The organism is Aquimarina besae (assembly GCF_042434905.1).
Taxonomy (GTDB): domain Bacteria; phylum Bacteroidota; class Bacteroidia; order Flavobacteriales; family Flavobacteriaceae; genus Aquimarina.
On record NZ_CP170199.1, the window covers coordinates 3974032 to 3996910 of the forward strand.

The following is a 22879-nucleotide window of genomic DNA, read 5'->3' on the forward strand; positions in this document are numbered from 1 at the left end:
GTTTTAAGATCAGATAATGATTACACTAGAAAGCATAATCATTACTACAAATTATGATTTATTTAACAATATTAAAAAATTCCAAACAACTTTAACAATCGTCTAAGGTTGTTACTGAATAAATATCTATTTAATTTTAACGAAAGGCTCTGCATTCTCAAACCATTTGCCACCTAGCGGCTTTCCATCAGGCATCAAAAAGCCCCAACTTTTGTTAAATTTTACTCTGGCTAATCCATCAACAAATCCTTTTTCTGCCACTCTGCCAGATAAAAACCCAAAGCTCCCTGCTGTAATCCCATATTTGGTTTCTATCACCAATTCTCCACTAGTATTAATGAATCCCCAATCTTCAATTTTAACCGGAGCAAGTCCGTTTGCGTCAAAGTAATCAACATCATTATACTGATAATCTACAACTACTTTACCATTAGTATCAATAAAGCCCCATTTGTTACCATCAAAAACACCTGCATATCCATTTTGGAAAGCTTTTGCCTTTACAAATTGAGGTTCAATAACCCAAGTGCCATTTGCATCTATAAAGCCTATTTTTTCATCTTTTTGAGCAATAGTGTACTTCCCACCAGCTCTAAAATCCCAAATTTTCGTAGCTCCTTCAACTTTATTGAATGCATTTGGAGAAGCAATACCAAAAACTTTTTCTCCTTTTTCTGCACGTGCAACACCATTTACATAATTACCTATTGATGTATACTCTGGTTTTATAACAATGTTTCCTTTAGTATCTATAATCCCCCATTGATCCGATTGATTGGCAAATCTGGCATATCCGTTTTGAAAACCTTTGATAATTTTGTAGTTAGGTTTTACAATCACTTCCCCTTTAGAGTTTATCAAACCAACTGTCTTGCCAGATTTAATAAAAGCTACACCATCATTAAAAGGATAAAGTTTCTCTGCATCAGAGTACTTCAATTCTTCACCTTTTTTATCGATATACATCCACTTCTTGTCTTTCAACACCATTGCAACACCACTATCAAAATCTTTAGCCTTTGCAAATTGAGGTTCTAGAAGCCAGTCACCATCCGGTTTAATATACCCCCATTTTTTCCCATCTAAAACTAGGGCCACGCCATCAGCAAAACTATTTGCTTTCTTATACTTTGGTGCAATGACATACTCTGCTTTTTTATTGATGTAACCAAATTTTCCGTCTTCTCTTACTTTAGACAATTCTTGAGAAAATAAAGTTTGTAAACCAACAACTATTGTAAGTGTAATTAAAAGTGCTTTTTTCATCATATTTATTTTTAAGGTTTATTTCTTAGTGATCATAATAGCAGCGAAGTAAACATGTTCTGCTCGTTTGTCATTAAATAAAAACTTAATCAAAAATATTTAATTAATATGCATCATTTTCTTTTAAATAGTCCTTGACTTGCTGGACAAAAGGATAAGTAATATAATCTTTGGTAAAAGGAGGAACTATCTGTTTGATATCTTTGACTATCTTCTGAGTTTTGCTGGATAGCTTGTCTCCAAAATCTAAATATTCTAACGCCTGTACTATGGTCATTAATTCTACAGCCAGCACTTCGAATGTGTTTTCTATTACCGTTTTTGTCATGTTAGCTGCATTCGTCCCCATACTAACAATATCCTGATTATCATTATTATTTGGTATACTATGCACATACATTGGATTAGAAAGCGTTTGATTTTCTGCCGTTGTTGATACAGCTGTAAATTGAATACCTTGCATTCCGAAATTAAAACCTAACTTTCCTAAATTGGCAAATGGTGGTAATATATCATTCAATTTAGAATTAAGAAGATAGTTCAATTGTCTTTCTGCAAGCATAGACAACTTCGTTGTTACCAATTTTAGCTTATCCATTTCCAGTGAAACATAGTCTCCGTGAAAATTACCGCCGTGATATACATGTTCAGTTTCTACGTCTATTATTGGGTTATCGTTAGCAGAATTCAATTCTTCAATTAATATTCTGCCTACGTGTTTGATCGTATCACATACTGGGCCTAAAATCTGAGGAACACATCGTAATGAATAATATTCCTGCACTTTTTCTTTAAAATAAGTATCTCCATTTTGTCCAGAATAAAGATGCTCGGTTCGATCTCTGGTTAACTTACTATCTGACAAGTGCTCTCTCATCCTACGGGCAACCTCTTGTTGTCCTAAATGCAATTTGCTATGATTTAGTTCTTCTGATAAATGATCATCATATGCTTCGACAATTTCGTTTATAGCTGAAGAACAACAAATAGACCAATCCAGCAATTTCTGGGCATTGATAACATTGACGATACCGATACCAGTCATGGCAGAAGTCCCATTCATCAGTGCTAATCCTTCTCTTATTTTAACGTCTATTGGTTTTAAATTTAATTCTTTAAAAACTTCAGATGTATTTTTTCTTTCCCCTTTATAAAAGACTTCACCTTCTCCTATTAAAACAAGGGCCAAATGTGCCAATTGCACCAAATCACCACTTGCACCTACTCCACCGTGTTCAAAAATCAAAGGAGTAACATCGTGATTTATTAATTCTTTTAAACCTTTAATTACAGAGACGTTTACACCTGATTTCCCAAGAGACAAAGTATTTAGCCTAGCCAACATTAATGCCTTTACGTAATCAGGTTCCATAGGCTTTCCGGTACCTGATGAGTGGCTCCTAATCAAATTGTACTGTAATTCGATCCTATCCTTATCATCAATTTTATACTGGGCCATGGGACCAAATCCAGTATTCACTCCATAGATCACTTTATTTTCAGAAAAATCCTCTAAAAATTTAAAGCTGTCATTCACTCTTTTTTCTATAGATTCGTCTATAGAAATTTTCTTTTTGTTAAAAATAACGCTTAGAAAATCTTTTATTTCTAACCTTTCTTTTAGTATTAGCATTCGCGAATTAGTAAGTTTTTTCCAATATTTGTAAAAAAATTCAAGTTTACTCTTTATTTTTACCGAGGGCAAATGTAATGTATTTAATGTACCTTTGAAAATTATGAAAAAAGAAAATGTAGATGTACTGGTTATTGGTGCTGGTCCGTCAGGCAGTGTTAGTGCTGCTTATCTCAACAAGCAAGGAATAAATGTTAAGGTTGTCGAAAAAACAAAATTTCCTCGGTTCCAGGTCGGAGAAAGTTTGATTCCTCGATGTATGGATAATTTTGAGGAGGCAGGTCTCCTTGATTGTCTAATGAAACAAGGATACGAAAAAAAATACGGTGCCCGCTTTATCAAAGATGGTGTGAAAGGATGTTTTGATTTTAGTAAGAAATATGGAGAAGGTTGGGACTGGACCTGGCAAGTGCCTAGAGATCATTTTGATAAGACCCTTATTGATGAAGCTATTAAACAAGGAGTAGATGTAGATTTTGAAACTGAAGTAACTGGTGTTGAATTTGACGGCACAGATTCTTTAACTACTGTTAAGCATAAGGATGGAACAGAAAGTCAGATTGAGGCTAAATTCATTATAGACTCCAGTGGTTTTGGACGTGTAATCGCAAGACAGCTTGGACTAGAAGCACCATCAAAACTCGCAGAACATGGTTCTATTTTTACACAAGTTAAAGATGTTAATCGTCCTGAGGGTATCGAAGGCACATCCATTACTTTCGAAATAATAGAAACCGAGGTATGGTTTTGGTATATTCCTTTTTCTAATGGAAACACAAGTATAGGGTTTGTTGGCCCCATGGATTGGATCAATAAATTTGAGGGAAGTAATAGCGAAGTGCTGCAGCAAATGATGGAAACTTCCGAATATTATTACGACCAATTTAAGGATGTACCCTATTTATTCGAACCATACAAGGTTGAAAACATAGCTAAAAATGTTACCAAATTGTATGGAGACGGATTCGTTCTTACGGGTAACAGTGCAGAATTCTTAGATCCGGTATTTTCTTCAGGAGTTTCTTTTGCAACAGAAACTGGTTTGTTATCTGCAAAATTAGCTATTAAACAGCTTAATGGTGAGCAAGTAGATTGGCAAACTGATTTTGTAGAATATATGAGACAGGGTGTTGATGTATTTACAACTTATGTAAAAGAGTGGTATACCGGAAACTTACAAAAGATCATTTTTCACGATAAGCCAAATGAAGAATTTAAAGAGCAAATATGTGCCGTTCTTGCGGGATATGTTTGGGATAAGACAAATCCATTTGTTAGAAAACACAGCCATATTGTTAGAAACGTGGCAAAACTTGTAGAAATGGAAGAAAATATGTCAGAGTAATTTTCTTTCAAAAAAAAAATATAAAAAGGAGGCAGTTGCCTCCTTTTTATATTTTAAAAAATTCTAAAACTCTACTACTTAGCCAAAGAAACCTTTAGCAACAAATTATTCTTTTTTCCATCATAAGCTTCGAAAACCATATCCTGATTAGGCAGCACAGCAGCTTTATAAACTTCCAGATTATCCAAACGGGAATTTCTGATGTCACTTCCTGTTAGAATAGGCTCTTTAATTACTTCTCCACTAGCATCATCAATAGTATAAGACGTTAAATACAAAAACTCTTTTTTGCCATCAAAATATCTTGTAGGGTATTCATCAAAAGATCTTTTTAGGTTGGTAAAATCGTCTATATAAAACAGATAATGCTTTCCGTTATTTTTGAAATTGATATACGACATACTACGTTTTCCTCTAGCTCCGGTTTGATATTTTGGTAATCTATGAAACCACTGCACCTTTCCTTCAGAAGATAATTTTGAAGCAATCACGTCTCTATAAAAATACTTGTAGGTTGTTCTGGATCCAGAAGAGCTGGACGTTGTAAAAGACTCTACATAACGCTGTTCGCCCAATAGCACCAAACTTCCGTCTTCATTATACACAATATCATTCACTTTTAAGTTTTCAAAATCCTTTTTGTCTTTTTCATCTTGGGTTCCTTCATTGATTCGTTCTTCTCTTTTTAGAGCATATCGTGCGGCAATTTCTACAGGAATATCACTTTTAACCACCGAACTTACTATTCCTGTCTCATCCAAACTAGCAGAAAATAATCCAGAAGCTTCAGATTTATTATCATTATTCGCGTAAAAACCAGAAACCCTAATCTTACCTTGTTTATCTAATCCAATTACGGCATCCATAATTGATTTCCCAGAAAGTTCTATTTTACTTTTTATTACTTCTTTCGGATTTTCCTTTATTTTGAAAACCTCGGTTCGATAGCTATGCTCTAACTTATTTTTTTCTTCTGCATTAGAATTAAAAACCGAAGCTGTCATGTAAAAACTTCCTTCATTATCAATTGCAAAGTCTTCATTCTCTAGCCACTTATTAGCATAGGGCAGCTTAACTTTACGACTCCATAGTAATTTAAGATTTGAATCATATACATTGATTCCTATCTTATCAGCTTTATCGTTCGCCGTTTTAACTCTAAACAACACTAACAATTTAGTGCCATCAAAGGATTTTTTAAAAACGAATTTGTTGATCCTTCCACCGGCATCAAAACCGTAGGTACTTTTAAAGCCAACATCATTTGTGATATTATCTTTATCACTACCCACCAGCACTGGTTTTTCTGCTATGATTCCGGTTAATGATATTTTTTGAGCAAATGCTTTATCCTTCACGGTGTAAAAAACCACTGCTTTACCATTAAGATTCATGACCGTTTGAAAATCACCTTTATCCTCTATTACCTGCCTCTTTTTTATATCTTCTTTGAGATCTTCTAAAGAAAATCTCTGAATTGTCATATCATTTCTTCCTTTCTTGATAGCAACCATTCTATCTCCAGAAGCTACATAATAAGAATTAGAACTTTTGATTCTTTTATACTTCTCACCAATCTTAAATGTGAAATCTTCTGACAGTACAGGCTTTTGTGCGAATGAACTTATACTTAAGAAAACTAAAAACAATAAAAGATGTTTGATTTTGGTCTTTGGCATTTTTTTTATTGGATACATATCGATCATAATTAGGTCAAGTAACACAAATATAGGATTCTTGAATGAAACCTTAGTTTTTATGAATTATTAAACTTTTATTTTAATTTTTTTATAGATTTTTTAAAGAAGAAAAAACTGATTTTCAACTTTTTAAAATGATGAATATGATAAAACCAAAATAATGCCAAAAAAATGTTGCATTGTAGTATCATAAAAGTTACATTTGCATCCGCATTTGAAATACTAATGCGCAGTTCATAATCAATATTGATTTAGGAGAGGTGCCAGAGTGGTAATGGAGCAGATTGCTAATCTGTCAACGCGTAAGTGTTGCCAGGGTTCGAATCCCTGTCTCTCCGCAACAATTTTGAGTTTTATTTTCAAAATTCGGGGTGTAGCGTAGCCCGGTTATCGCGCCGCGTTTGGGACGCGGAGGTCGCAGGTTCGAATCCTGCCACCCCGACTATTTGAAAAACATAAGAATTTGACACTACAGCTTAGCTAACTAGATCATACCGAATTTAAGTCGGGAGATTCACTGCTAAGAATATGCATAAAACTATTCCGGTCGCGTAGCTCAGCTGGATAGAGCATCTGCCTTCTAAGCAGACGGTCACAGGTTCGAATCCTGTCGCGATCACAGGAAGCCTTACTTTACAAAAGTGAGGCTTTTTTGTTTTAATATCATTACTAATCCTATCCACAGATTCAAGAATAATGTTTCAGCATATTCTTTTACAACAATTTATTCTTTTGAAATTTAGCTTGATTTGCTTTTGAGACATCAATGCTATCATATAAGCTAATGATTACGTAAAGATTCAATTATTTTGCAAACAAAAATAACGCATCACTAAAATAAGTGTATATAAAATCATAAAACATCAAACAATAATAAATCTATTATGAAAGAAGCAAATAAAGCACAAAAAGCATACAAAAAATTAGGGTTCACTTATTTGGAAACAGCTGAGATCGTAGTAGCATTAAATCAACTTTTATCAAATTATATTGTTCATTACCACAAATTAAGGATTTTTCATTGGAATGTAGAAGGTGGAGATTTTTTCGAACTTCACGAACAGTTCGAAATTGAATATAATGAAGTAAAAGTTCAAATAGATACGGTAGCAGAACGTATTCGAGTTTTTGGTTTGAAGCCAAAACACACCTTAAAAGAACATTTAAAATTATCTCGAATTCAGGAGGTTGAAAGAGAGTTAACTCCTATTAGTATGGTTCAGGAAATTTTAAAAGATTTTCAAATTTTACACGATGCTCTCCTCGATGTAATGAATGCTGCACTAGAAGCCGGTGACTCAGCTACTGAAGAAATTGCTACTCAATTTATGAGACGCTTAGAAAAAAGACATTGGATGTTTACAGCCTGGTCAAAATCATCTTAAAAACTAAATTTCACCATTGTACGTAGCGGGTCGATTTTTTCTTTGCCTCGACTTATTTTGATTTAAAATAAAAGTATCCAAAAGGATTACATTAAAATCTAAATGAAATTTGTGGCTATACAGGAATCTTTTTGTGTAGTTCAATTAATTAACATTTCAAAAGAAAATTAACACTATTTCAGTTAAAACACTTCTTTACGCTTAAAATTAGTTAATTCACTTGACAAATTTCTTTAAGCAGATATCGTAAATATATAATACTTGTCTTAGAAATTACATACCTATTTTCAACTTTCATTTTTAGATTTTTAAGACAATCACTTTTACGTTTTTATCAGTATTTTATCTTTTACCACGAGTATATTTCCCATTAAAAGTTGAAGAAATATTGTTTTGAAAGATTAGAGGCTAAGGATACTCAAATTAAATTTTTTATAATTTAAACACAAGAAATTATGGGCATTTTTAACAGATATTTTAAAACTTACTTGAACCCCTTTTTCAAGTTCTTGAATGAAATTCTTGGTGCAAGCATGTATGCAGTCTTTAGATAGAAAAGAAATGGCGTCTGAAGAAAGAAAAAAGGAATACACTTTTATAGCTTCATTTCTAATGTTCGCAAACACCTCAGTACATATCTTCTTGCCGCGTTATTCTTTATATTTGTATAGCAAAGAAGTTGCTAAAAATTTAATGTTCATCTTTACAGCGGTTCATTTTTTTTATATTTATAATGTAGATTAGATTTTACAATAGTAATACCTAATCTCCCACTTACTCATCTTTAAAAACAATCAATGAAAAATAAGGATAATATTCAACGACCTGGTTTACGCAGAAAGAAATTCGGCAGCAAAGCATTTTTAAGAAATGTAAAGAAAAAAGTCAGTAAGATGACTAAACCGAAAAAAAGTACTTCTTCTTGAAGTCAATAGTACAATCACATAACATTTCTTTTCCTTATTTCATTTTTTAATATCCCTATCAAAAATTCCAAAATCAATAATATTTTAGTATCGGTATTCTTTTTATCTAAAATCAAACAGACCGTATAAGAGTCAAGGACTAAATGTTTTGAGTTAACATTATGCTTCAGTTACAAGTATCTTTAAAATAAAAAAGATACAATGAAAGCAACAGCTGAAAAAAACACAAAATTTGATATTCTTCCAATTTTAAAAGAGCGTTATAGTCCTAGAGTCTTTTCAGATATTCCTGTTACCGAACCTGAGCTTAGGTCACTCTTCGAAGCAGGACGCTGGGCACCTAGCTCTTATAATAGACAACCTTGGAGAGTTATCTGGGGAATTAAAGGTAGTACAACCTATCAGAGGATATTTGATTGTTTGAGTGAATTTAACCAATCTTGGGCAGGTAATGCTCCTGCGCTTTTATTAAATGCTTACAAGACCACTACCGAGGATGGAAAAGAAAACTTTCATGCCTTGCACGATCTTGGTTTATTTATGGGAAATGTTTCTGCTCAAGCGCAACAACTTGGTATTGCTTTACATCAAATGGCCGGTGTCGATTATGAAAAAGCTAAAAATGAGTTTAAATTTCCGGATGAATACCACGTAGCTACTGCCGTTGCTGTTGGATATTATGGTGGTGACATCAACAGTTTACCAGAAGATTTAAGAGAGGAGGAAAATCCAGACACCCGCACCAGGATGTTACAAAGGGAATTTACGTTTAACGGAGATTTTATGAATGAACCTGGATTAAATTCTTCGAATCAAGAAACCATTACGACCTAAGAAAAGTCATTTTAGCAACAACCGGTAAAGACAAATATTAATTTAAAAATCAAAATAATGAAACATATTGTAAACATGCTGATTTTCTTCTTGAGTACAATTGCGTTCGCACAGAATCCAATGACACAGAATATGGAGGATCCTCAATTGGAAAAGCAAGCCAAAGAACTAGCTCAAAAATATGATGATCAACTAGGCTTAACAGAAAAGCAAATACTCCTTTTTGAAAATAAGATTGAAGAGCATTTGATCAACTCAAAAAAAATCAGAAATAGTAATCTGGAAACAAAAGAAAAGATTGCTCAGTTAAAAATAAATTACGCACAAGAAAGTAGAGATATGGGTGATATTTTAACAAAACCTCAGCTAGACTTATACAAAAAAATAAAACCAAAATTGCAACCGATTAATCCTGTTGTAGTAAAACAAGCTTCTAATTAAAAAATAATATATGAAAACTGTATTTGAATATACTAATGTATCGGCAAGTGATCGATTAGAATCATTTGTAGAAGAAAAATTAAGCAATTTATCTAACAAGTATCCTTTTGTGATCCGTGGAGATATATTTTTCAAAAAAGAAAATAGGGATGATGATACTGGTCATATCTGCGGTATTCGTTTAAGTGCACCCGGACCAAGATTATATGCATCTTCTGACGAAAATAGTTTTGAAGAAGCAATTTCAGAAACCGTTCGTGATCTTACTGATCAATTGGAAAAAAGAAAAGAAAAAATGAAGTCTTACTAATAAAACTTAAGCAATGAAAATTTTATTTGTATTAACGTCCCACGATAAGCTGGGCAATACAGGAGAAAAAACCGGTTTTTGGATAGAGGAGTTTGCAGCGCCTTATTATTATTTATCAGACAAGGGAGCTGAAATTACTATAGCTTCTCCAAAAGGAGGACAGCCACCTATCGATCCAAGTAGCGATAAACCCGAAAATCAGACAGAAGCTACGCAAAGATTTCATAAAGACGAACAATTAAAAGATAAATTAAGTCAATCTCTTAAACTTTCTGAAGTAAATGAAAAAGATTATGATGCTATATTTTATCCAGGCGGTCATGGACCGTTATGGGACCTTTCTACCGATCAGGATTCTATCAATTTAATTCAGTCCTTTTACGAAAACAAAAAACCAACTGGTTTAGTTTGTCATGCTCCTGCAGCATTAAAAAATGTGAAAACGAAAAATGGAGAATACTTAGTTTACGGAAAAAAAGTTACGGGCTTTACTAATAGCGAAGAAGCTGCAGTAGAGCTTACTGATGTAGTACCATTTCTAGTAGAAGATATGCTCAAAGAAAATGGTGGAAACTACAGTAAAGCTGAAGACTGGCAAGCTTATTCTATTCAAGATGGAAATTTGATTACCGGACAAAATCCGGCTTCGTCAGAAGAGGTAGCAGAGAAAATATTTAATCTACTTAAAAATTAGCAAGTAATAACTTGCCTAAAATAAAAAATGCGGGAATTGAATTCCCGCATTTTTATTATAATGAGAAATATTGAAACCAATATTCTATACATCTTAGATTTTACGATATGATAAATTCTTTAACCCTTATCACCCTTTTCTCGGCTTTTTCCTTTCTTTTTTACGGCTTTAGCTGTCTGTTTTCAAAACATATGAAAAATGAATTCATTCGATTTGGTTTAGCCAAGAGAAGGAATATAACCGGTATTTTACAAATACTCGGAGGCCTTGGCTTATTTATAGGATATTTCTATCTACCAGTTCTAGCCATCATTTCATCAGGTGGTCTAACCCTTCTTATGATTCTCGGTTTTGGAGTACGTATAAAGATCAGAGATCCATTTTTAGCTTCGCTCCCATCATTTTTATTCGCAATTCTAAATCTATATTTATGTCTTAAACTTATTTCGATCTCAGATTTATTTTAGAAATGTAAATTAATATGACTACTTGCCGCTATCAGTGTACACATAACGAAAAACAAAAAAGCAGGAAATGATTTATATAAGGGATCTTTAATCTTGAAATGCATTGCTATAGATCCTAACAACAGTAAAGCCAAACCTAATGCCGCGGTCTCCTTAAGAAATGGATACCATATAGAAACTATCAATAAAATAGCTAATAAAACCTTTAAAGCCCCTATCACGTAACAAGACCAGACAGGCAGTCCATAGACTTGAAATTCTTCAACTATGGTTTCAGCATTACCTCCTCGCCATTTGGTTGCTTTTTTATTCTGGACAAGCCAAACGTTCAAAATACTAACGCCTACAATGACCTGCATTATAATAATTACATAATTCATAATTCCGTTTTTTTAATTGTTTCTTAATGCTTTAATGAGCTGCTTTTTGTTCATTTTAGATCGACCTTCGATACCGACTTTTTGAGCTTGATTGTACAACTCTTTCTTAGTTCGATCTTCGTATTTCGAAGCTTTTCCTCCTTTTTTTCCACTATTCGTAGTGTTTGCAATACGTGCTGCTTTTTCTTGGCTATAGCCTTTATCTCTTAAGGCCTCATATTGATCTTCATTCTTTATTGTGGGTCTACTATCCATATCATTAGTTATTTAATTATCCTTATACGATTCTGAAATATCTAGAATGAGATATCGTCCACTAAATATTCAATCTCAACGACCAAAAGGGTTATTTTTTATTTGAATCCTCGGCAATCATCCTAATTTCTCTTTGAGGGAATGGTATTGAAACTCCTTTATCTTCCAAACGCTTTTTAGCTTCTTCTATAGTATAAAAATGTACTGCCCAAAAATCTTCATTGAGTGTCCAAAATCTAAGGGATAGAGTAACAGCACTATCACCTAGTTCAGTTACATAAATTTCTGGTGCGGGATCCTTTATTACTTTTTCTTGGCTATTTACCAATTCCAATAGAACATCTTTTGCTTCCTTGATGTTGCTACTGTAAGAAACTCCAATTTCTATTTTACCCCTTCTCTTATCCTCTACAGAATAATTAATAATATTTTCATTCGATAATTTTCCATTAGGAATGATAGCTAATTGATTTCCAAATGTATTTAGTTTAGTTTTAAAAATTGAAATTTCTTTTACCGTACCCGAAACTCCTTGTGCTTCAATAAAATCTCCTATCTTGAATGGTTTAAAAAATAAGATCAACACCCCTCCGGCAAAATTAGACAAAGACCCTTGTAACGCTAAACCTACAGCTAAACCAGCCGCACCCAATATGGCAACAAGCGAAGAAGTTTGGACTCCAAGCTGTGTGATTACCAAAATCATTAGTAATATCTTAAGACCGATATTGATTAAATCATATAAGAAGCTTTCTAGAGTTTCATCATAGTCTTTCTTCTTAAAAAATTTACGTAAACCTTTACTAAATAAATTGATAACCCATACCCCTACAAAAAAAATAACAATTGCCGAAAGTACCCCAGGAATAAAATCCCATACCCATGCTACGAATTGTTCCCAATTTTCTTGTGTAAGTCCTAATTTTTCCATTTTATTTTTAATTGTATTTATTGATTGTTTTAATTCTTGATGATCTAAAAAGTAAGCCTGTAAGTGTTGTATTATGAAATCTTTTAATCAAAATACGCCTCTATTTCCTGTTTTATATTTTCCCATTGCTCTTTTTCTCCGTTGAAGGCCCTAAATATCTCTTTTACTTTAGATATCCCAAAGCCCTTTGCTTCTTCAAAACCAATTTTTGGAGGCAAAGATAATTCGGCATTGGTAACAACTGCATCAATAACAAAAGGTTTATCTGCTTTTTTTGCTAATTGTATTGCTGAAAGGATATCTTTTGCATGTTCCACTTTTACTCCATCTCCACCGCATAGTTTAGCATATTCGGCAAAATTAAAATTATTAACACGCAAAGCATCAAAATTTGGAGCTAATCCAGCTTCTTCCATCTCAATTTTTACAAATCCCAATTGAGAGTTGTTAAATACGATAATTTTAATTGGAAGATTATTTTTTACCGCTGTAGAAAAATCCTGCAACGACATATTAAATGCACCATCTCCAATCAATCCCCAAACTTCTCGGTTGGGGTATTGAAGTTGCGCACCTATAGCAGCAGGTAAACCTACAGCCATAGATCCGTGGTTAAAAGATCCTATAATCCGTCTATCAGAATGAAAATTCATAAAATTTGAAGCCCAGATTGCTGCCGTTCCTGTGTCAATTGTAAAAATAGCATTATCCGAAGCTAAATCACTCACCCCTTTGGCAAAAATATGAGGATGTAAAGGTTCCATGTCACGAGAAGGATCTGCTTTTTGATCGTTAGAAGCTTTCCAATCCTGGAATTTTTCAGTTAATTCCTTTAAAAAACTATCATCCTGTTTTTCTGTGCATAGGCCAAGAAGAGATGTAATTGTAGTTTTAATATCTCCGTGAAGTCCTAGAGTTACAGACGAACGATTACCAATATTCTCAGGGCGTATGTCTACTTGAATTGTTTTTGTCTTTTCAGGAAGAAAATCTGTATATGGAAAATCAGTACCTAACATCATCAACAGATCACAATCCATAACAGCTTTATAACCTGACGGGTTACCAATTAACCCTGTTAATCCTACAACATTCTTTTCGCTATGGTCGAATATATCTGATGCTCTCAACGTATGAACAATTGGAGCATTTACAATTTCCGAAAACTGAAGCACCTCTTCTCTTGCTTGTCTGCATCCGGCTCCAGCCAGAATTCCAATCTTAAGAGATTCGTTAATTAATTTCGCCGCAGATTTTAATTCTTGAATACTCGGACTAATATTGCTTTTGGATCTGAAAACTTTATGAACGAATCCTTCATTTTCTGCTTTCATTTTAGCAATATCTGCAGGTAATTCGATTCTACACACACACTTTTGATTTACAGCTATCCGAATAGCTCTAAGAATTACTCTTGGAGCTTCTTCCGGAGATCTTATGACTGCCTGATACTCACATAAGTCATCATAAATCTTCTTTAAATCCGCTTCTTGATGATAATTAGTCCCTAAATGCTCAATAGGTATTTGCCCCGTTATTGCAATTACAGGAGATCTTTCTTTTTTTGCATTATAAAGACCATTAATCAAATGCAATGCTCCTGGTCCTACAGTACTAGCACAAACGCCAAAATTATCATTCAGCTCACCCTGTGCAAAAGCCGCGTAGGATGCATTCCCTTCGTGATTTACACCAATCCACTCTATAACATCTTGTTTTCCAATAGCATCAACAAGTGGATTGAGTGCATCACCAGCAACACCAAAAATGTGTTTTACCCCTTCTTGTTGTAATATTTCTAGTAACTGTTCTGATACGTTCATCTATTTATTTTTTAATTTACATCATGTAAATCCGTTATTAGGTTCTCAATATATTTTAAAACACTAATTGAGATTCAAAAGTTTCAGACCATTTTGATGCACGATATACTGCCGGAATTAATGTTGCAAATACTTTAAATTGTCTTGTGTAAACCGATGAATTACCTTGAAGTTTGCCTAAATGCACTGTCATTGGTATTTTTATCGTAACTTCTTTCTCATTGACCTCATTACAACGTATTAAACGATTCGCTTTACATAAAAAATCATCCTCTCTTCCATCTCTGACTACTCTAGATACTTTAGTATCATCCCAGTTAGCAATCAATACAGGTACATCTTGAACACCGTGAATGTCATATACAAATATGTGTAGCAGATATTCCATATTACCTGATATGTCTATCGGATGAAACTCAATATCCGTATTTACAATAATGGAATTGGTTTTTGCGTTATCAACTACTACATATTCAGGAATTCGATCTAGAGTTACTTGTTTTATCTTTGCCATTGTTTACAATTTAATGTGATTGAAATAAAGGGTGAAATTTGTTTTTTAAAAAATCTAGTGGTTCTAAAAATATCCAAGAAACAAACCTGATACAACGACTCCAATCACTAGTAAAGCAAGTACAATCACAATAAACTTTGCACCAACTTTAGTTTTTGAGTTTTTTTGAAAGATATAATCTCTTCTATTTTCATCTTCTTCTTTTACGAATTTCATATAGTAATTTTCTTTTTTTTTAGTTAAACTTAAATCATTTTAAATACACTGTTTTTTTATTGACAAATTCTAGAATTCCTTCCTTAGAAAGCTCCCGACCATAACCAGAACGTTTGGTTCCTCCAAACGGTAATCTAGGATCTGATTTCACTAGTTCATTAATAAAAAAAGCACCGTCCTCTATTTTATCTGTTAGCATTTTTGCCTTTTCTGTATCTTCGGTAAATATCATTGTACCTAGGCCAAATGTTGATTTAGAAGCTAATTCGATGGCATGGCTTACGTTTTTAGCCTTTGTAATGGCTGCAACAGGTCCAAAGACTTCTTCATCAAAAACCGGCATCCCAGGTTCGACATTAATTAAGATAGTGGGTTCATAATAAGCCATATCCCTTTTATTTCCTTTCACTACACGCGCTCCTTTTTCAATAGATTCTTTTACCTGACGTTCTACTTCTTCTGCCAGATCTATTCTCGCCATCGTTGCAATATCAGTTTTAGGATCTAGAGGGTCTCCAAATTTCAGCGTAGCTATTTGCTTCTCAAATTTTTCTAAGAATTCATTATACTTTTCTTCGACAACAATAAATCGTTTAGCGGCAATACAGCTTTGTCCCGTATTTTGCATTCTGGCTTTGACTATAGTACTAATATGCTGATCCAAATTAGCATCTCTAAGAATTATACAAGCATTGTTACCTCCTAATTCTAAAACGGTTTTCTTTAAATTTTGACCTGCAATTTTTGCTATAGCTCGACCTGCTTTCTCACTTCCTGTTAAACTAACAGCTTGAACGATGTCATCACTAATAATATCTTCAATCTGATCGTGTGATGCCAATAATGTTTGAAAAACATCTACCGGGTATCCTGCTGCCCGAAAAATATCTTGAATTGCCAAAGCACAACCTGTTACATTATTGGCGTGTTTTAACAATGCTGTATTTCCTGCAGTTATAGTAGGAACCGCAAAACGCATTACTTGCCAAAAAGGATAATTCCAAGGCATTATTGCCAAAATACAACCCAATGGATCATAACTTATAAAACTTTCTTGAGCCTCTGTTTCAATTAATTCATCTGCTAAAAATTGTTCTGCATTCTTTGCGTAAAAATCGATTAACCATATACATTTTTCTATTTCAGAAATACTTTCTTTAAAGGGTTTGCCCACTTCTAAGGTGATGAGATTAGCGAATCTTTCTTTCTGTTCGTGTAGGGTATCTGCAAGTTTCAGTAATAACTTAATCCTATCCCTTATAGTTACATCCTTCCAAGTCAGAAATGCTTGATTGGACTTTTTTAAAATGTTTTCAATCTCTGTATCATTAAATTGCTCATATTCCTTAATAGTTTCACCAGTAAAAGGATATTTTGTTGTAATTTTAGTTGACATATTTGATAAAGTTGACTTTTTCAAAGGTAGAATAGGAACATTGATGAAATGAACGCATTTGAGATAAATATTAATTCTTTTACTAATATTCATTTACGTCAACATCATTATGATTTGAGTTAATGTTGATATTCAAATTTTCAGACATTTGAGAAACAATAAAAACTATATAAAATGAGCAAAAGCAGCAGCACACTTCTTGGAGTTCTAGCCGGAACTGCCTTAGGGGCAACACTAGGAATTTTATTTGCACCAGACAAAGGTTCAAACACCAGAAAAAAGTTAGTAGAAGAAGCACAGGCTACAAAAGACCATCTTGCCAAAGAAGCTTCACATTTACAACACCAGATAGTAGATACAGTTTCATCTAAAAAAGAATCTTTAGAAACTAAAGTCGAATCCCTGATGTCGGATGCGAGCTATAAAGCCGAGGATTTGATTACGACATTAGAAAAAAAATTAAGTGAATTGAAAGCGAAAAACAAAAAACTTCAGAAGTCGTAATGGGTATTTTTGAAGCATTAAATGAAACTTCTAATAAAGCTCAAGATTCTGGAGAAGCTTATATAAAAGCATCACAAGAATATTATAAACTAAAAGCTTTTCAGCAATTAGCAAAGTTGCTTTCCTTTTTTAGCAAATTTGCTGTTATTGGAGGATTGTTTTTTATGGGTATAATTTTTTTGACTGTTTCCGGAACAATTTGGTTGGGTAATTTTCTTGGTAGTACTGCCTTGGCCTGTTTATTAGTTGGTACACTTTTTTTACTTTTTACAGGAATTGCATATTTGCTCCGTAAGATTATAGATAGAAAAATAATTCGAAAAATGTCAAAAGATTTTTTTGATTAAGACTTTATTATGAGAAAAACATATCATTCTTTTGAAGAGATTGAACGTGATTTAAAAACATATAGTTTACAGCGCCAAATCAGTTTAGAAGAATTAAAATTATTAAAATCTGAACTCAAAGAAGATCTGCAGCCAAATCAATGGGTATTAACCTTGTTTAGTGCGGTTAAGAAATATGGAATTTATTATTTAATTAAACGATTATTTAAATAACAAATTCCATATTTTTTCGCTAAATACAATAATCTAAAGATTATTATACTGCGACTAATTCTTCCACCTGATATTCTGTATTGTTTTTAAATTCGTTAGGACTAATGTTGTATTTTTCTTTGAATATTTTAGAGAAGTAACTTCTACTGCTAAAACCTATTGAATACACGATCTCAGAAATATTCATATCTGTCGTTCGTATGAGATCTCTAGCTGCTTCTAATCGAACGTGACGAATATACTCTGTGACTGTCCTTGCATACAACAATTTAAATCCTTCTTGGAGTTTTGCTTGTGTTAGACCTGTTTCTTCTGAAAGTTTTTCTAAGCAGTAATCCCTTGAAACATTGTTGATAATTTGATTGGCTAAATCACGAATAATTTTTAGTTCTCTTTTCAGTAATGTAGTAGGTAATACCTCTTCTTTCATAGCTCTATCATGCTGTTGAATATGCATTGATAAAATCTGATACACCATACCTTCAATCATTAAGATACGAATCATACCTTTTTCTTCTACTTTTCGTAGAGCACCAATTTGATCCGCCAATTTTAAATTATAGGTTCCATAATATGCGAAAGCTCTTTCGTGATCTTCATCTATAAAAACCTTGTAAAGCTTTTCATTCAGTTGAGATACATTATTGAGTCGTTTTTTAAGAAACTTTTTTCTTGCAATCTGTACTACGTTAATTTCTAACTTTTCGTCTTTAGGAAAATACCCATAATTATAACCTCCATCCCGACTTGTGATGATTACAGACTGAAACTGTTCTAAAGTATGTATTTTTTCTTGGTATCCAAATCTATGACCACAATGTCCTTTCAAACAATACGCAAAATGTATTGGATTGTATTGAGAGGCATCCATAATTAAAACTACTTCTTTATGAAAAGTGATATCATATTCTAATAAATTAACTCCCCAATCGAATGTTATAAATCTAATGGATCCGTGGGCATTGAGATTATTGACTGTAAGCACAAACTCTCCCCACCTTTCTTCAATCTCTCCTCCTATTACTTCTTGAATTTGTCTTACAGTACCTTCTGTATCTTTTGCGGTTACATTAATTTCTAGAGCTGTGGTTGGAAGTGTATACATGATGATTGGTTTAAGTGAGTATTTTGTTTAACTTATTTTCAAATATAATAAACAAAATATACTTTATGCATCGATCCGATTGTAAAAGTTTGTTAAAGTAACTTTTCTATAAATGATAAATTACCTTATAGAAAGAAGTATAAAAGAAAAAACTCTCTTAATAGAGAGTTTTATTATACTATGTATTTTGCATCTGTCTTATATAGAATCGAACTCATCCACGAAAAAGAAATCTCTATCAGCATTATTAACAAAATAAAGTCCTTCTCCGAAAATATACTCAACATTTCTTTTATCAACGATTACTTTGAATCCTCTTTCTGTTTGTTTTAGCTCAAAACTATCATTAGCATCTTTAGGATATCGAAGAACGATATATTTATCATAGTCGCTCCACATATCATTATCAACATAAATTAATTTTGTTACTTGCGCTGGAACAATTTTTCTATCCTGATTTAATTGTCCCTTATCTTCTGTTTTTAATTTTAATGGTGTTTTGCTGGTTTTAAAAACGGTCACGCGATAAGGAACTGATTTACCATCTTTTTTGAATTCAAAAGATTTGGTAGTTCTTGTTTTCATCATTTGAGAATTGCTTTGCGCGACTACCCCTGTCAAAGAGAATGTTATCAAAAGAGTTGTTATAATTTTTATAAGCTTCATTGTGTAAAAATTTGATGGTTATTACTAAATTTTCGATTTCTTATGATTGATTTATTAATGTAGTATCTAAGTGATCAGAAGTACTTTTGGACCACGCGTTTAACATCCAACTGGACTTTTCAAGCTCTCTTATGTAAGCTCCTATCATATCGATCGTACCTTCGTCTGAGGCCTCTCCTGCATACTTTAAAATTGTTCTCATTTGCTTCAAGATCTTTTTGTGGTCGCCTAAGAGCTCTTCAATCATTTCTGTGTCTTTCATTAGGGGAGCTATTTCTTTTACAGAAGCTAATTTTATATACTCTTTAAATTGACTTGCCGGATGATGCTGTAAAGTCAGAATGCGTTCTGCAATCTCATCTATTTTAATTTTAGCATCGTTATATAATTCTTCAAATTTAACGTGAAGATCAAAGAAATTTTTTCCAAGTATATTCCAATGAAAGCCTCTTAGTTTTTGATAATACAAATTGTAATCAGCTAATAGTACATTAAGCTCCAACACAACAGGTAATAATTTTTTTTCTTCTATATCTAAATAATTCATAGCAATTTTTTTGATTAATAATTTATCGAATTGAACATTGAAAACGCATTTTTCTTGTTCATTACAAAGATACTTTGATAAAAAAGCTAACTTTTGCTCATATACTATTAATCTTGACGCTATCGTTAAGAAGTTTTATTGATCAAGTAGTTATGTTAAACAGCATTCCCTTTTAATGCTATTTTTGAAAGAAAATCTAAGATAAAAGAGGCTTAAGATTTATGTAGCTGTAGTTGATTTCACCGATGTGTTTATATTCGGTTTCGTGGTCGTGTAATTCACCCCATCCAAAATTACGTTCAATAATATGTTCTTTATACTCCGACAGTAAATCTTCGGATAATAGAATATACTCATCAATAGGAACATCATTTTTTAATAACCTATGTGCTACAATTACATCTTCGCCCATTAGTTTAATGTTTTTACCTATGGGAACGGCGCTTATATTTTTGCCATAGTGCAGGATAATTTTTAGTCCTAGCATTTCGGGAATATGGTTTCTTTCTTCGTTACCCTTATGTTTTTTATGCAGCACTTCTAGCTGAGCGTAAAATTCTTCATAAAAGCTTCTACATTGACCTATAAGTTCTTTAAATGTTGGAAGTTCTCCTGATCTGTAGAAGAGTACGGCGTCTCCTTCGATTTCTGAAACTTTCAATCCGATCTTATTAGCATATATTACCTTGTTTAATAATGCCGGAATTACTTCTGCGCTTAACTCTATATTGGTAGAGCTCATAAACTCAGTAAAGCCACTAATATCAGGTATGCATATTAATATTGATTCGGAACCCATTTCGCTTTATTTTTCTAACAACTCTAAGATACGTTTTAGATCTTGATTATTCGTAATATTATCTTTTAAATCCTGAATTAACGAGCCTATTTCGGTTTGCAGAGCTTCTTTATATTCTGGAACTACTTTTTTGCTATTTCTTAAAAATATAAGAGCATTTAAAAGTTCATATGAAACAGCGCTATCAGCTTTTGCATAACCCCTTATCGGTTCAATAATCATTCTGATCATCTCTGAAGCAGAAATCTTGTTATGCACTACTACTATCTCACAATCAGGTTTACAGATAGCTGTTTTTGGTTCAATTTGTAATGCCTTATGCATTAACTGCCCCAATTTTGAAATCGCATTAATTGCTGTTCCTGGGTCATTGATACCTGGGGATAAAGCTTTTACGGCAACCTCTGTAAGTTTGATCATTCCTCCTACTCCGCTATCATCTTCGTGTCGGTTAGAAAGTATATATAGGCAGATATGAAGTGACTCTAAATCTTCTTGAGATATAGGATTTTTGATTCTAAGAATTGGGTCTCCTTTCCATATATGCTGATCAGCGTAAGGTATGATTTCAATAAGATTTTCTTCCTTTTTCAATGAGTCATTTAAAAGAAATTGATCAAAAGACCTGTAATATCCTGTTTTTTCGCTATCCACCGTTTTCCAGAATTGAATACGATCTTCTATTTCAATTTTTGTTTCTTGTTGTTCTTTAATTTCTTTCTCTATCAAACTATGACTAGATTCATATATTTTATCAATAATATTATGTATTTGTATCGCCTGCGAAATGCTATGAATAAAATATACAAATAAGCCAATACAAACCGCACCTAAAACGGCTGCTACCATAACTGAAAAACCAACTGCATTAGAAGAAGAGCCATAAGCACCTAAAGACATCAAAACAATGATGGTATAAAGTATGGTTCCGATATAAAAACCAAGTATTACCTGATGCTTTTTATCAGAAATTAAACCAGGAAGAAGTCTGGGTGAAAAGTTAGATGATGCTTGATTAAGTACTACCATTACCATGGTAAAACTAAAAACAGTTAAAGATAAAATCCCACCAAATAAGGTAGACAAAATTGTTCTTGCTGTTTCATTATCCTGAACCAAAAGAAAAGGTACTTTCTTTTTGAAAGAAGTTATCACTTCCAGGTTTTCGACAAATAATAAGATAATCGCTAACAAAAAGAATCCTGCACTTATTAATACAGGATAAAAAGCAATACTATGAAATATCGCGTGTTTTAACCTTTTGAGAAATTTAAACGTAGATTTCATAGTTAAAAAATAAATGCTCTTAACAGTTACCGGAAATTATCTGTACTCAGGATTATCAAAATTCCAACGCGTGCCATCATCCCAAGCAGATCTGGAATTACCATAAGCGGGAAAACCTCTTTGTTTCTTGAGTAAATTTGCCAAATGTAATAGATTATAGGTCATAAACGTAGTATTTCTATTCGTAAATTCATTATTCTTTGCATTTGATTCTTTGTCCAAATAACTAGGTCCTGGACCGGCTTCTCCTATCCAACCACAATCCGCCTGTGGTGGTATCGAAAATCCTAAATGTTGCAAGGCATATAAAATACCCATTGCACAATGTTTGATACCATCCTCATTACCCGTAATAACACAACCCCCTACTTTTCCGTAATAAATATACTGCCCTTTTTCATTAGTTTTTCCACTCATGCCATACAATCTCTCTACAAGTTTTGTAGCCACAGATGATTTTTCTCCTAACCAAATAGGGGTTCCTAAGATTAGGATATCTGCATCCATAATTCTCTCATAAATCTCAGGCCAATCATCCTTATCTTTCCCTTCTTCTTTCATATCCGGCAGTAATCCATATGCTATATCATAATCTACCAATCGCAGATAGTCAACAGAGACCTTTTCTGAATTCATAATATCCATAGACACTTTCATCAAACCCTCTGTATGACTCTGCTTTGGTGACTCTTTTAAGGTACAATTAATGTATATAGCTTTTAGTCCTGAAAAATCCATTGACTTTATCTTTTTAACAATTAAATGAAAAATATCTATCGAGTATTATTGGATTATTGAGTTCAACCAGCCAAATACTTGTAATTGTAGAAAACCTTTTTACTCTTATCAATAGCAATTTAAATTTATTGTGTGATCACAAAATCCTAAATTACAA

At 33.0% G+C, this 22879-nt stretch carries 26 protein-coding genes and 3 tRNA genes; 13 read left to right on the plus strand and 16 right to left on the minus strand.

Annotation, left to right across the window (positions count from 1 at the left end; genetic code table 11):
* Positions 1–126: 126 nt before the first annotated feature.
* Together ACE94K_RS17665 and hutH are read right to left on the minus strand one after the other, a co-directional pair.
* Entirely contained in the window at positions 127–1266 is a 1140-nt protein-coding gene (locus ACE94K_RS17665; RefSeq protein WP_378175420.1) for a WG repeat-containing protein, read from the minus strand.
* A 103-nt stretch (positions 1267–1369) separates the two neighbouring features.
* The gene (gene hutH, locus ACE94K_RS17670) at positions 1370–2899 is read right to left on the minus strand and encodes a histidine ammonia-lyase (RefSeq protein WP_378175423.1); all 1530 of its coding nucleotides are present in this window, start codon (positions 2897–2899) and stop codon (positions 1370–1372) included.
* Positions 2900–3002: 103 nt separating this feature from the next.
* Here hutH and ACE94K_RS17675 point away from each other — a divergent pair, with 103 nt between their 5' ends.
* The gene (locus tag ACE94K_RS17675) at positions 3003–4244 is read left to right on the plus strand and encodes an NAD(P)/FAD-dependent oxidoreductase (protein ID WP_378175426.1); all 1242 of its coding nucleotides are present in this window, start codon (positions 3003–3005) and stop codon (positions 4242–4244) included.
* A gap of 74 nt (positions 4245–4318) precedes the next feature.
* Here the strand turns inward: ACE94K_RS17675 and ACE94K_RS17680 are convergent, their stop codons facing one another.
* Positions 4319–5923 (minus strand): hypothetical protein, encoded by a 1605-nt coding sequence (locus ACE94K_RS17680; RefSeq protein ID WP_378175429.1) that lies wholly within the window; start codon positions 5921–5923, stop codon positions 4319–4321.
* Positions 5924–6198: 275 nt separating this feature from the next.
* On the opposite strand from ACE94K_RS17680, the gene ACE94K_RS17685 reads away from it, so the two are divergent.
* The 9 genes from ACE94K_RS17685 to ACE94K_RS17725 all read left to right on the plus strand — a co-directional run bounded on the left by ACE94K_RS17685 (position 6199) and on the right by ACE94K_RS17725 (position 11001).
* A tRNA-Ser gene (locus tag ACE94K_RS17685) sits at positions 6199–6282 on the plus strand.
* Between the two features lie 29 nt (positions 6283–6311).
* Positions 6312–6386 (plus strand) — tRNA-Pro (locus ACE94K_RS17690).
* A gap of 103 nt (positions 6387–6489) precedes the next feature.
* Positions 6490–6563 (plus strand) — tRNA-Arg (locus tag ACE94K_RS17695).
* 265 nt (positions 6564–6828) lie between these two features.
* The gene (locus ACE94K_RS17700) at positions 6829–7329 is read left to right on the plus strand and encodes a Dps family protein (protein ID WP_378175432.1); all 501 of its coding nucleotides are present in this window, start codon (positions 6829–6831) and stop codon (positions 7327–7329) included.
* A 1127-nt stretch (positions 7330–8456) separates the two neighbouring features.
* Positions 8457–9089 carry a nitroreductase family protein gene (locus ACE94K_RS17705; RefSeq protein WP_378175434.1) on the plus strand — a complete coding sequence of 211 codons (633 nt, stop codon included), beginning with the start codon at positions 8457–8459 and terminating at the stop codon, positions 9087–9089.
* Between the two features lie 57 nt (positions 9090–9146).
* Positions 9147–9530 (plus strand): hypothetical protein, encoded by a 384-nt coding sequence (locus ACE94K_RS17710; protein WP_378175437.1) that lies wholly within the window; start codon positions 9147–9149, stop codon positions 9528–9530.
* 10 nt (positions 9531–9540) lie between these two features.
* On the plus strand, positions 9541–9840 hold the full coding sequence (locus ACE94K_RS17715; RefSeq protein ID WP_378175440.1) for an HPF/RaiA family ribosome-associated protein: 300 nt from the start codon (positions 9541–9543) through the stop codon (positions 9838–9840).
* 13 nt (positions 9841–9853) lie between these two features.
* The gene (locus ACE94K_RS17720; RefSeq protein WP_378175443.1) at positions 9854–10534 is read left to right on the plus strand and encodes a type 1 glutamine amidotransferase domain-containing protein; all 681 of its coding nucleotides are present in this window, start codon (positions 9854–9856) and stop codon (positions 10532–10534) included.
* A gap of 107 nt (positions 10535–10641) precedes the next feature.
* Positions 10642–11001 (plus strand): DoxX family protein, encoded by a 360-nt coding sequence (locus ACE94K_RS17725; protein ID WP_378175445.1) that lies wholly within the window; start codon positions 10642–10644, stop codon positions 10999–11001.
* On the opposite strand, the gene ACE94K_RS17730 is transcribed toward ACE94K_RS17725, so the two are convergent.
* From ACE94K_RS17730 to ACE94K_RS17760, 7 genes are all read right to left on the minus strand, one after another.
* Complete coding sequence (locus ACE94K_RS17730; protein ID WP_378175448.1) at positions 10998–11381, minus strand: DoxX family protein; 384 nt, start codon at positions 11379–11381, stop codon at positions 10998–11000. The genes ACE94K_RS17725 and ACE94K_RS17730 overlap by 4 nt on opposite strands.
* A gap of 12 nt (positions 11382–11393) precedes the next feature.
* The gene (locus ACE94K_RS17735) at positions 11394–11636 is read right to left on the minus strand and encodes a Rho termination factor N-terminal domain-containing protein (protein WP_378175451.1); all 243 of its coding nucleotides are present in this window, start codon (positions 11634–11636) and stop codon (positions 11394–11396) included.
* A gap of 91 nt (positions 11637–11727) precedes the next feature.
* Positions 11728–12567 (minus strand): mechanosensitive ion channel family protein, encoded by an 840-nt coding sequence (locus tag ACE94K_RS17740; protein WP_378175454.1) that lies wholly within the window; start codon positions 12565–12567, stop codon positions 11728–11730.
* Positions 12568–12650: 83 nt separating this feature from the next.
* Positions 12651–14390 (minus strand): thiamine pyrophosphate-dependent enzyme, encoded by a 1740-nt coding sequence (locus ACE94K_RS17745; protein WP_378175457.1) that lies wholly within the window; start codon positions 14388–14390, stop codon positions 12651–12653.
* A gap of 55 nt (positions 14391–14445) precedes the next feature.
* Positions 14446–14904, minus strand: coding sequence for a hypothetical protein (locus ACE94K_RS17750; protein ID WP_378175460.1), 459 nt, complete (start codon positions 14902–14904; stop codon positions 14446–14448).
* A 63-nt stretch (positions 14905–14967) separates the two neighbouring features.
* Positions 14968–15120 carry a hypothetical protein gene (locus tag ACE94K_RS17755; protein ID WP_378175463.1) on the minus strand — a complete coding sequence of 51 codons (153 nt, stop codon included), beginning with the start codon at positions 15118–15120 and terminating at the stop codon, positions 14968–14970.
* A gap of 34 nt (positions 15121–15154) precedes the next feature.
* Positions 15155–16516: an NAD-dependent succinate-semialdehyde dehydrogenase gene (locus ACE94K_RS17760; RefSeq protein WP_378175466.1), complete on the minus strand. Its 1362-nt coding sequence runs from the start codon at positions 16514–16516 to the stop codon at positions 15155–15157.
* Positions 16517–16690: 174 nt separating this feature from the next.
* On the opposite strand from ACE94K_RS17760, the gene ACE94K_RS17765 reads away from it, so the two are divergent.
* Genes ACE94K_RS17765 through ACE94K_RS17775 form a run of 3 tightly spaced genes read left to right on the plus strand, consistent with a single transcriptional unit; the run spans position 16691 to position 17580 of the window.
* On the plus strand, positions 16691–17020 hold the full coding sequence (locus tag ACE94K_RS17765; protein ID WP_378175469.1) for a YtxH domain-containing protein: 330 nt from the start codon (positions 16691–16693) through the stop codon (positions 17018–17020).
* Positions 17020–17367, plus strand: coding sequence for a hypothetical protein (locus ACE94K_RS17770; protein ID WP_378175472.1), 348 nt, complete (start codon positions 17020–17022; stop codon positions 17365–17367). Before ACE94K_RS17765 ends, ACE94K_RS17770 begins: the two co-directional genes overlap by 1 nt.
* Positions 17368–17376: 9 nt before the next feature.
* Positions 17377–17580, plus strand: coding sequence for a DUF6327 family protein (locus ACE94K_RS17775; RefSeq protein WP_378175474.1), 204 nt, complete (start codon positions 17377–17379; stop codon positions 17578–17580).
* Between the two features lie 43 nt (positions 17581–17623).
* On the opposite strand, the gene ACE94K_RS17780 is transcribed toward ACE94K_RS17775, so the two are convergent.
* From ACE94K_RS17780 to ACE94K_RS17805, 6 genes are all read right to left on the minus strand, one after another.
* A complete protein-coding gene (locus ACE94K_RS17780) occupies positions 17624–18685 on the minus strand; it encodes a helix-turn-helix transcriptional regulator (protein ID WP_378175477.1) in 1062 nt (353 codons plus the stop codon).
* Positions 18686–18883: 198 nt separating this feature from the next.
* Entirely contained in the window at positions 18884–19351 is a 468-nt protein-coding gene (locus tag ACE94K_RS17785) for a hypothetical protein (protein ID WP_378175480.1), read from the minus strand.
* A 40-nt stretch (positions 19352–19391) separates the two neighbouring features.
* Positions 19392–19898 carry a Dps family protein gene (locus ACE94K_RS17790; protein ID WP_378175483.1) on the minus strand — a complete coding sequence of 169 codons (507 nt, stop codon included), beginning with the start codon at positions 19896–19898 and terminating at the stop codon, positions 19392–19394.
* Between the two features lie 196 nt (positions 19899–20094).
* Positions 20095–20697 (minus strand): DUF2652 domain-containing protein, encoded by a 603-nt coding sequence (locus ACE94K_RS17795; RefSeq protein ID WP_378175486.1) that lies wholly within the window; start codon positions 20695–20697, stop codon positions 20095–20097.
* 6 nt (positions 20698–20703) lie between these two features.
* The gene (locus ACE94K_RS17800; protein WP_378175489.1) at positions 20704–21984 is read right to left on the minus strand and encodes a DUF2254 domain-containing protein; all 1281 of its coding nucleotides are present in this window, start codon (positions 21982–21984) and stop codon (positions 20704–20706) included.
* A gap of 36 nt (positions 21985–22020) precedes the next feature.
* Positions 22021–22722 (minus strand): flavodoxin family protein, encoded by a 702-nt coding sequence (locus ACE94K_RS17805; protein ID WP_378175492.1) that lies wholly within the window; start codon positions 22720–22722, stop codon positions 22021–22023.
* Positions 22723–22879: the final 157 nt, after the last annotated feature.

What these genes read in the sequence shown, in the direction of transcription:
- ACE94K_RS17720 (WP_378175443.1), top strand. Translation starts at nt 9,854, where the DNA reads ATGAAAATTTTATTTGTATTAACGTCCCACGATAAGCTGGGCAATACA.
- ACE94K_RS17710 (WP_378175437.1), top strand. Translation starts at nt 9,147, where the DNA reads ATGAAACATATTGTAAACATGCTGATTTTCTTCTTGAGTACAATTGCG.
- ACE94K_RS17800 (WP_378175489.1), bottom strand. Translation starts at nt 21,984, where the DNA reads ATGAAATCTACGTTTAAATTTCTCAAAAGGTTAAAACACGCGATATTT.
- ACE94K_RS17795 (WP_378175486.1), bottom strand. Translation starts at nt 20,697, where the DNA reads ATGGGTTCCGAATCAATATTAATATGCATACCTGATATTAGTGGCTTT.
- ACE94K_RS17770 (WP_378175472.1), top strand. Translation starts at nt 17,020, where the DNA reads ATGGGTATTTTTGAAGCATTAAATGAAACTTCTAATAAAGCTCAAGAT.
- ACE94K_RS17755 (WP_378175463.1), bottom strand. Translation starts at nt 15,120, where the DNA reads ATGAAATTCGTAAAAGAAGAAGATGAAAATAGAAGAGATTATATCTTT.
- ACE94K_RS17780 (WP_378175477.1), bottom strand. Translation starts at nt 18,685, where the DNA reads ATGTATACACTTCCAACCACAGCTCTAGAAATTAATGTAACCGCAAAA.
- ACE94K_RS17765 (WP_378175469.1), top strand. Translation starts at nt 16,691, where the DNA reads ATGAGCAAAAGCAGCAGCACACTTCTTGGAGTTCTAGCCGGAACTGCC.
- ACE94K_RS17790 (WP_378175483.1), bottom strand. Translation starts at nt 19,898, where the DNA reads ATGAATTATTTAGATATAGAAGAAAAAAAATTATTACCTGTTGTGTTG.
- ACE94K_RS17725 (WP_378175445.1), top strand. Translation starts at nt 10,642, where the DNA reads ATGATAAATTCTTTAACCCTTATCACCCTTTTCTCGGCTTTTTCCTTT.
- ACE94K_RS17805 (WP_378175492.1), bottom strand. Translation starts at nt 22,722, where the DNA reads ATGGATTTTTCAGGACTAAAAGCTATATACATTAATTGTACCTTAAAA.
- hutH (WP_378175423.1), bottom strand. Translation starts at nt 2,899, where the DNA reads ATGCTAATACTAAAAGAAAGGTTAGAAATAAAAGATTTTCTAAGCGTT.
- ACE94K_RS17705 (WP_378175434.1), top strand. Translation starts at nt 8,457, where the DNA reads ATGAAAGCAACAGCTGAAAAAAACACAAAATTTGATATTCTTCCAATT.
- ACE94K_RS17680 (WP_378175429.1), bottom strand. Translation starts at nt 5,923, where the DNA reads ATGCCAAAGACCAAAATCAAACATCTTTTATTGTTTTTAGTTTTCTTA.
- ACE94K_RS17775 (WP_378175474.1), top strand. Translation starts at nt 17,377, where the DNA reads ATGAGAAAAACATATCATTCTTTTGAAGAGATTGAACGTGATTTAAAA.
- ACE94K_RS17735 (WP_378175451.1), bottom strand. Translation starts at nt 11,636, where the DNA reads ATGGATAGTAGACCCACAATAAAGAATGAAGATCAATATGAGGCCTTA.
- ACE94K_RS17675 (WP_378175426.1), top strand. Translation starts at nt 3,003, where the DNA reads ATGAAAAAAGAAAATGTAGATGTACTGGTTATTGGTGCTGGTCCGTCA.
- ACE94K_RS17700 (WP_378175432.1), top strand. Translation starts at nt 6,829, where the DNA reads ATGAAAGAAGCAAATAAAGCACAAAAAGCATACAAAAAATTAGGGTTC.
- ACE94K_RS17750 (WP_378175460.1), bottom strand. Translation starts at nt 14,904, where the DNA reads ATGGCAAAGATAAAACAAGTAACTCTAGATCGAATTCCTGAATATGTA.
- ACE94K_RS17715 (WP_378175440.1), top strand. Translation starts at nt 9,541, where the DNA reads ATGAAAACTGTATTTGAATATACTAATGTATCGGCAAGTGATCGATTA.
- ACE94K_RS17665 (WP_378175420.1), bottom strand. Translation starts at nt 1,266, where the DNA reads ATGAAAAAAGCACTTTTAATTACACTTACAATAGTTGTTGGTTTACAA.
- ACE94K_RS17730 (WP_378175448.1), bottom strand. Translation starts at nt 11,381, where the DNA reads ATGAATTATGTAATTATTATAATGCAGGTCATTGTAGGCGTTAGTATT.
- ACE94K_RS17785 (WP_378175480.1), bottom strand. Translation starts at nt 19,351, where the DNA reads ATGAAGCTTATAAAAATTATAACAACTCTTTTGATAACATTCTCTTTG.
- ACE94K_RS17740 (WP_378175454.1), bottom strand. Translation starts at nt 12,567, where the DNA reads ATGGAAAAATTAGGACTTACACAAGAAAATTGGGAACAATTCGTAGCA.
- ACE94K_RS17745 (WP_378175457.1), bottom strand. Translation starts at nt 14,390, where the DNA reads ATGAACGTATCAGAACAGTTACTAGAAATATTACAACAAGAAGGGGTA.
- ACE94K_RS17760 (WP_378175466.1), bottom strand. Translation starts at nt 16,516, where the DNA reads ATGTCAACTAAAATTACAACAAAATATCCTTTTACTGGTGAAACTATT.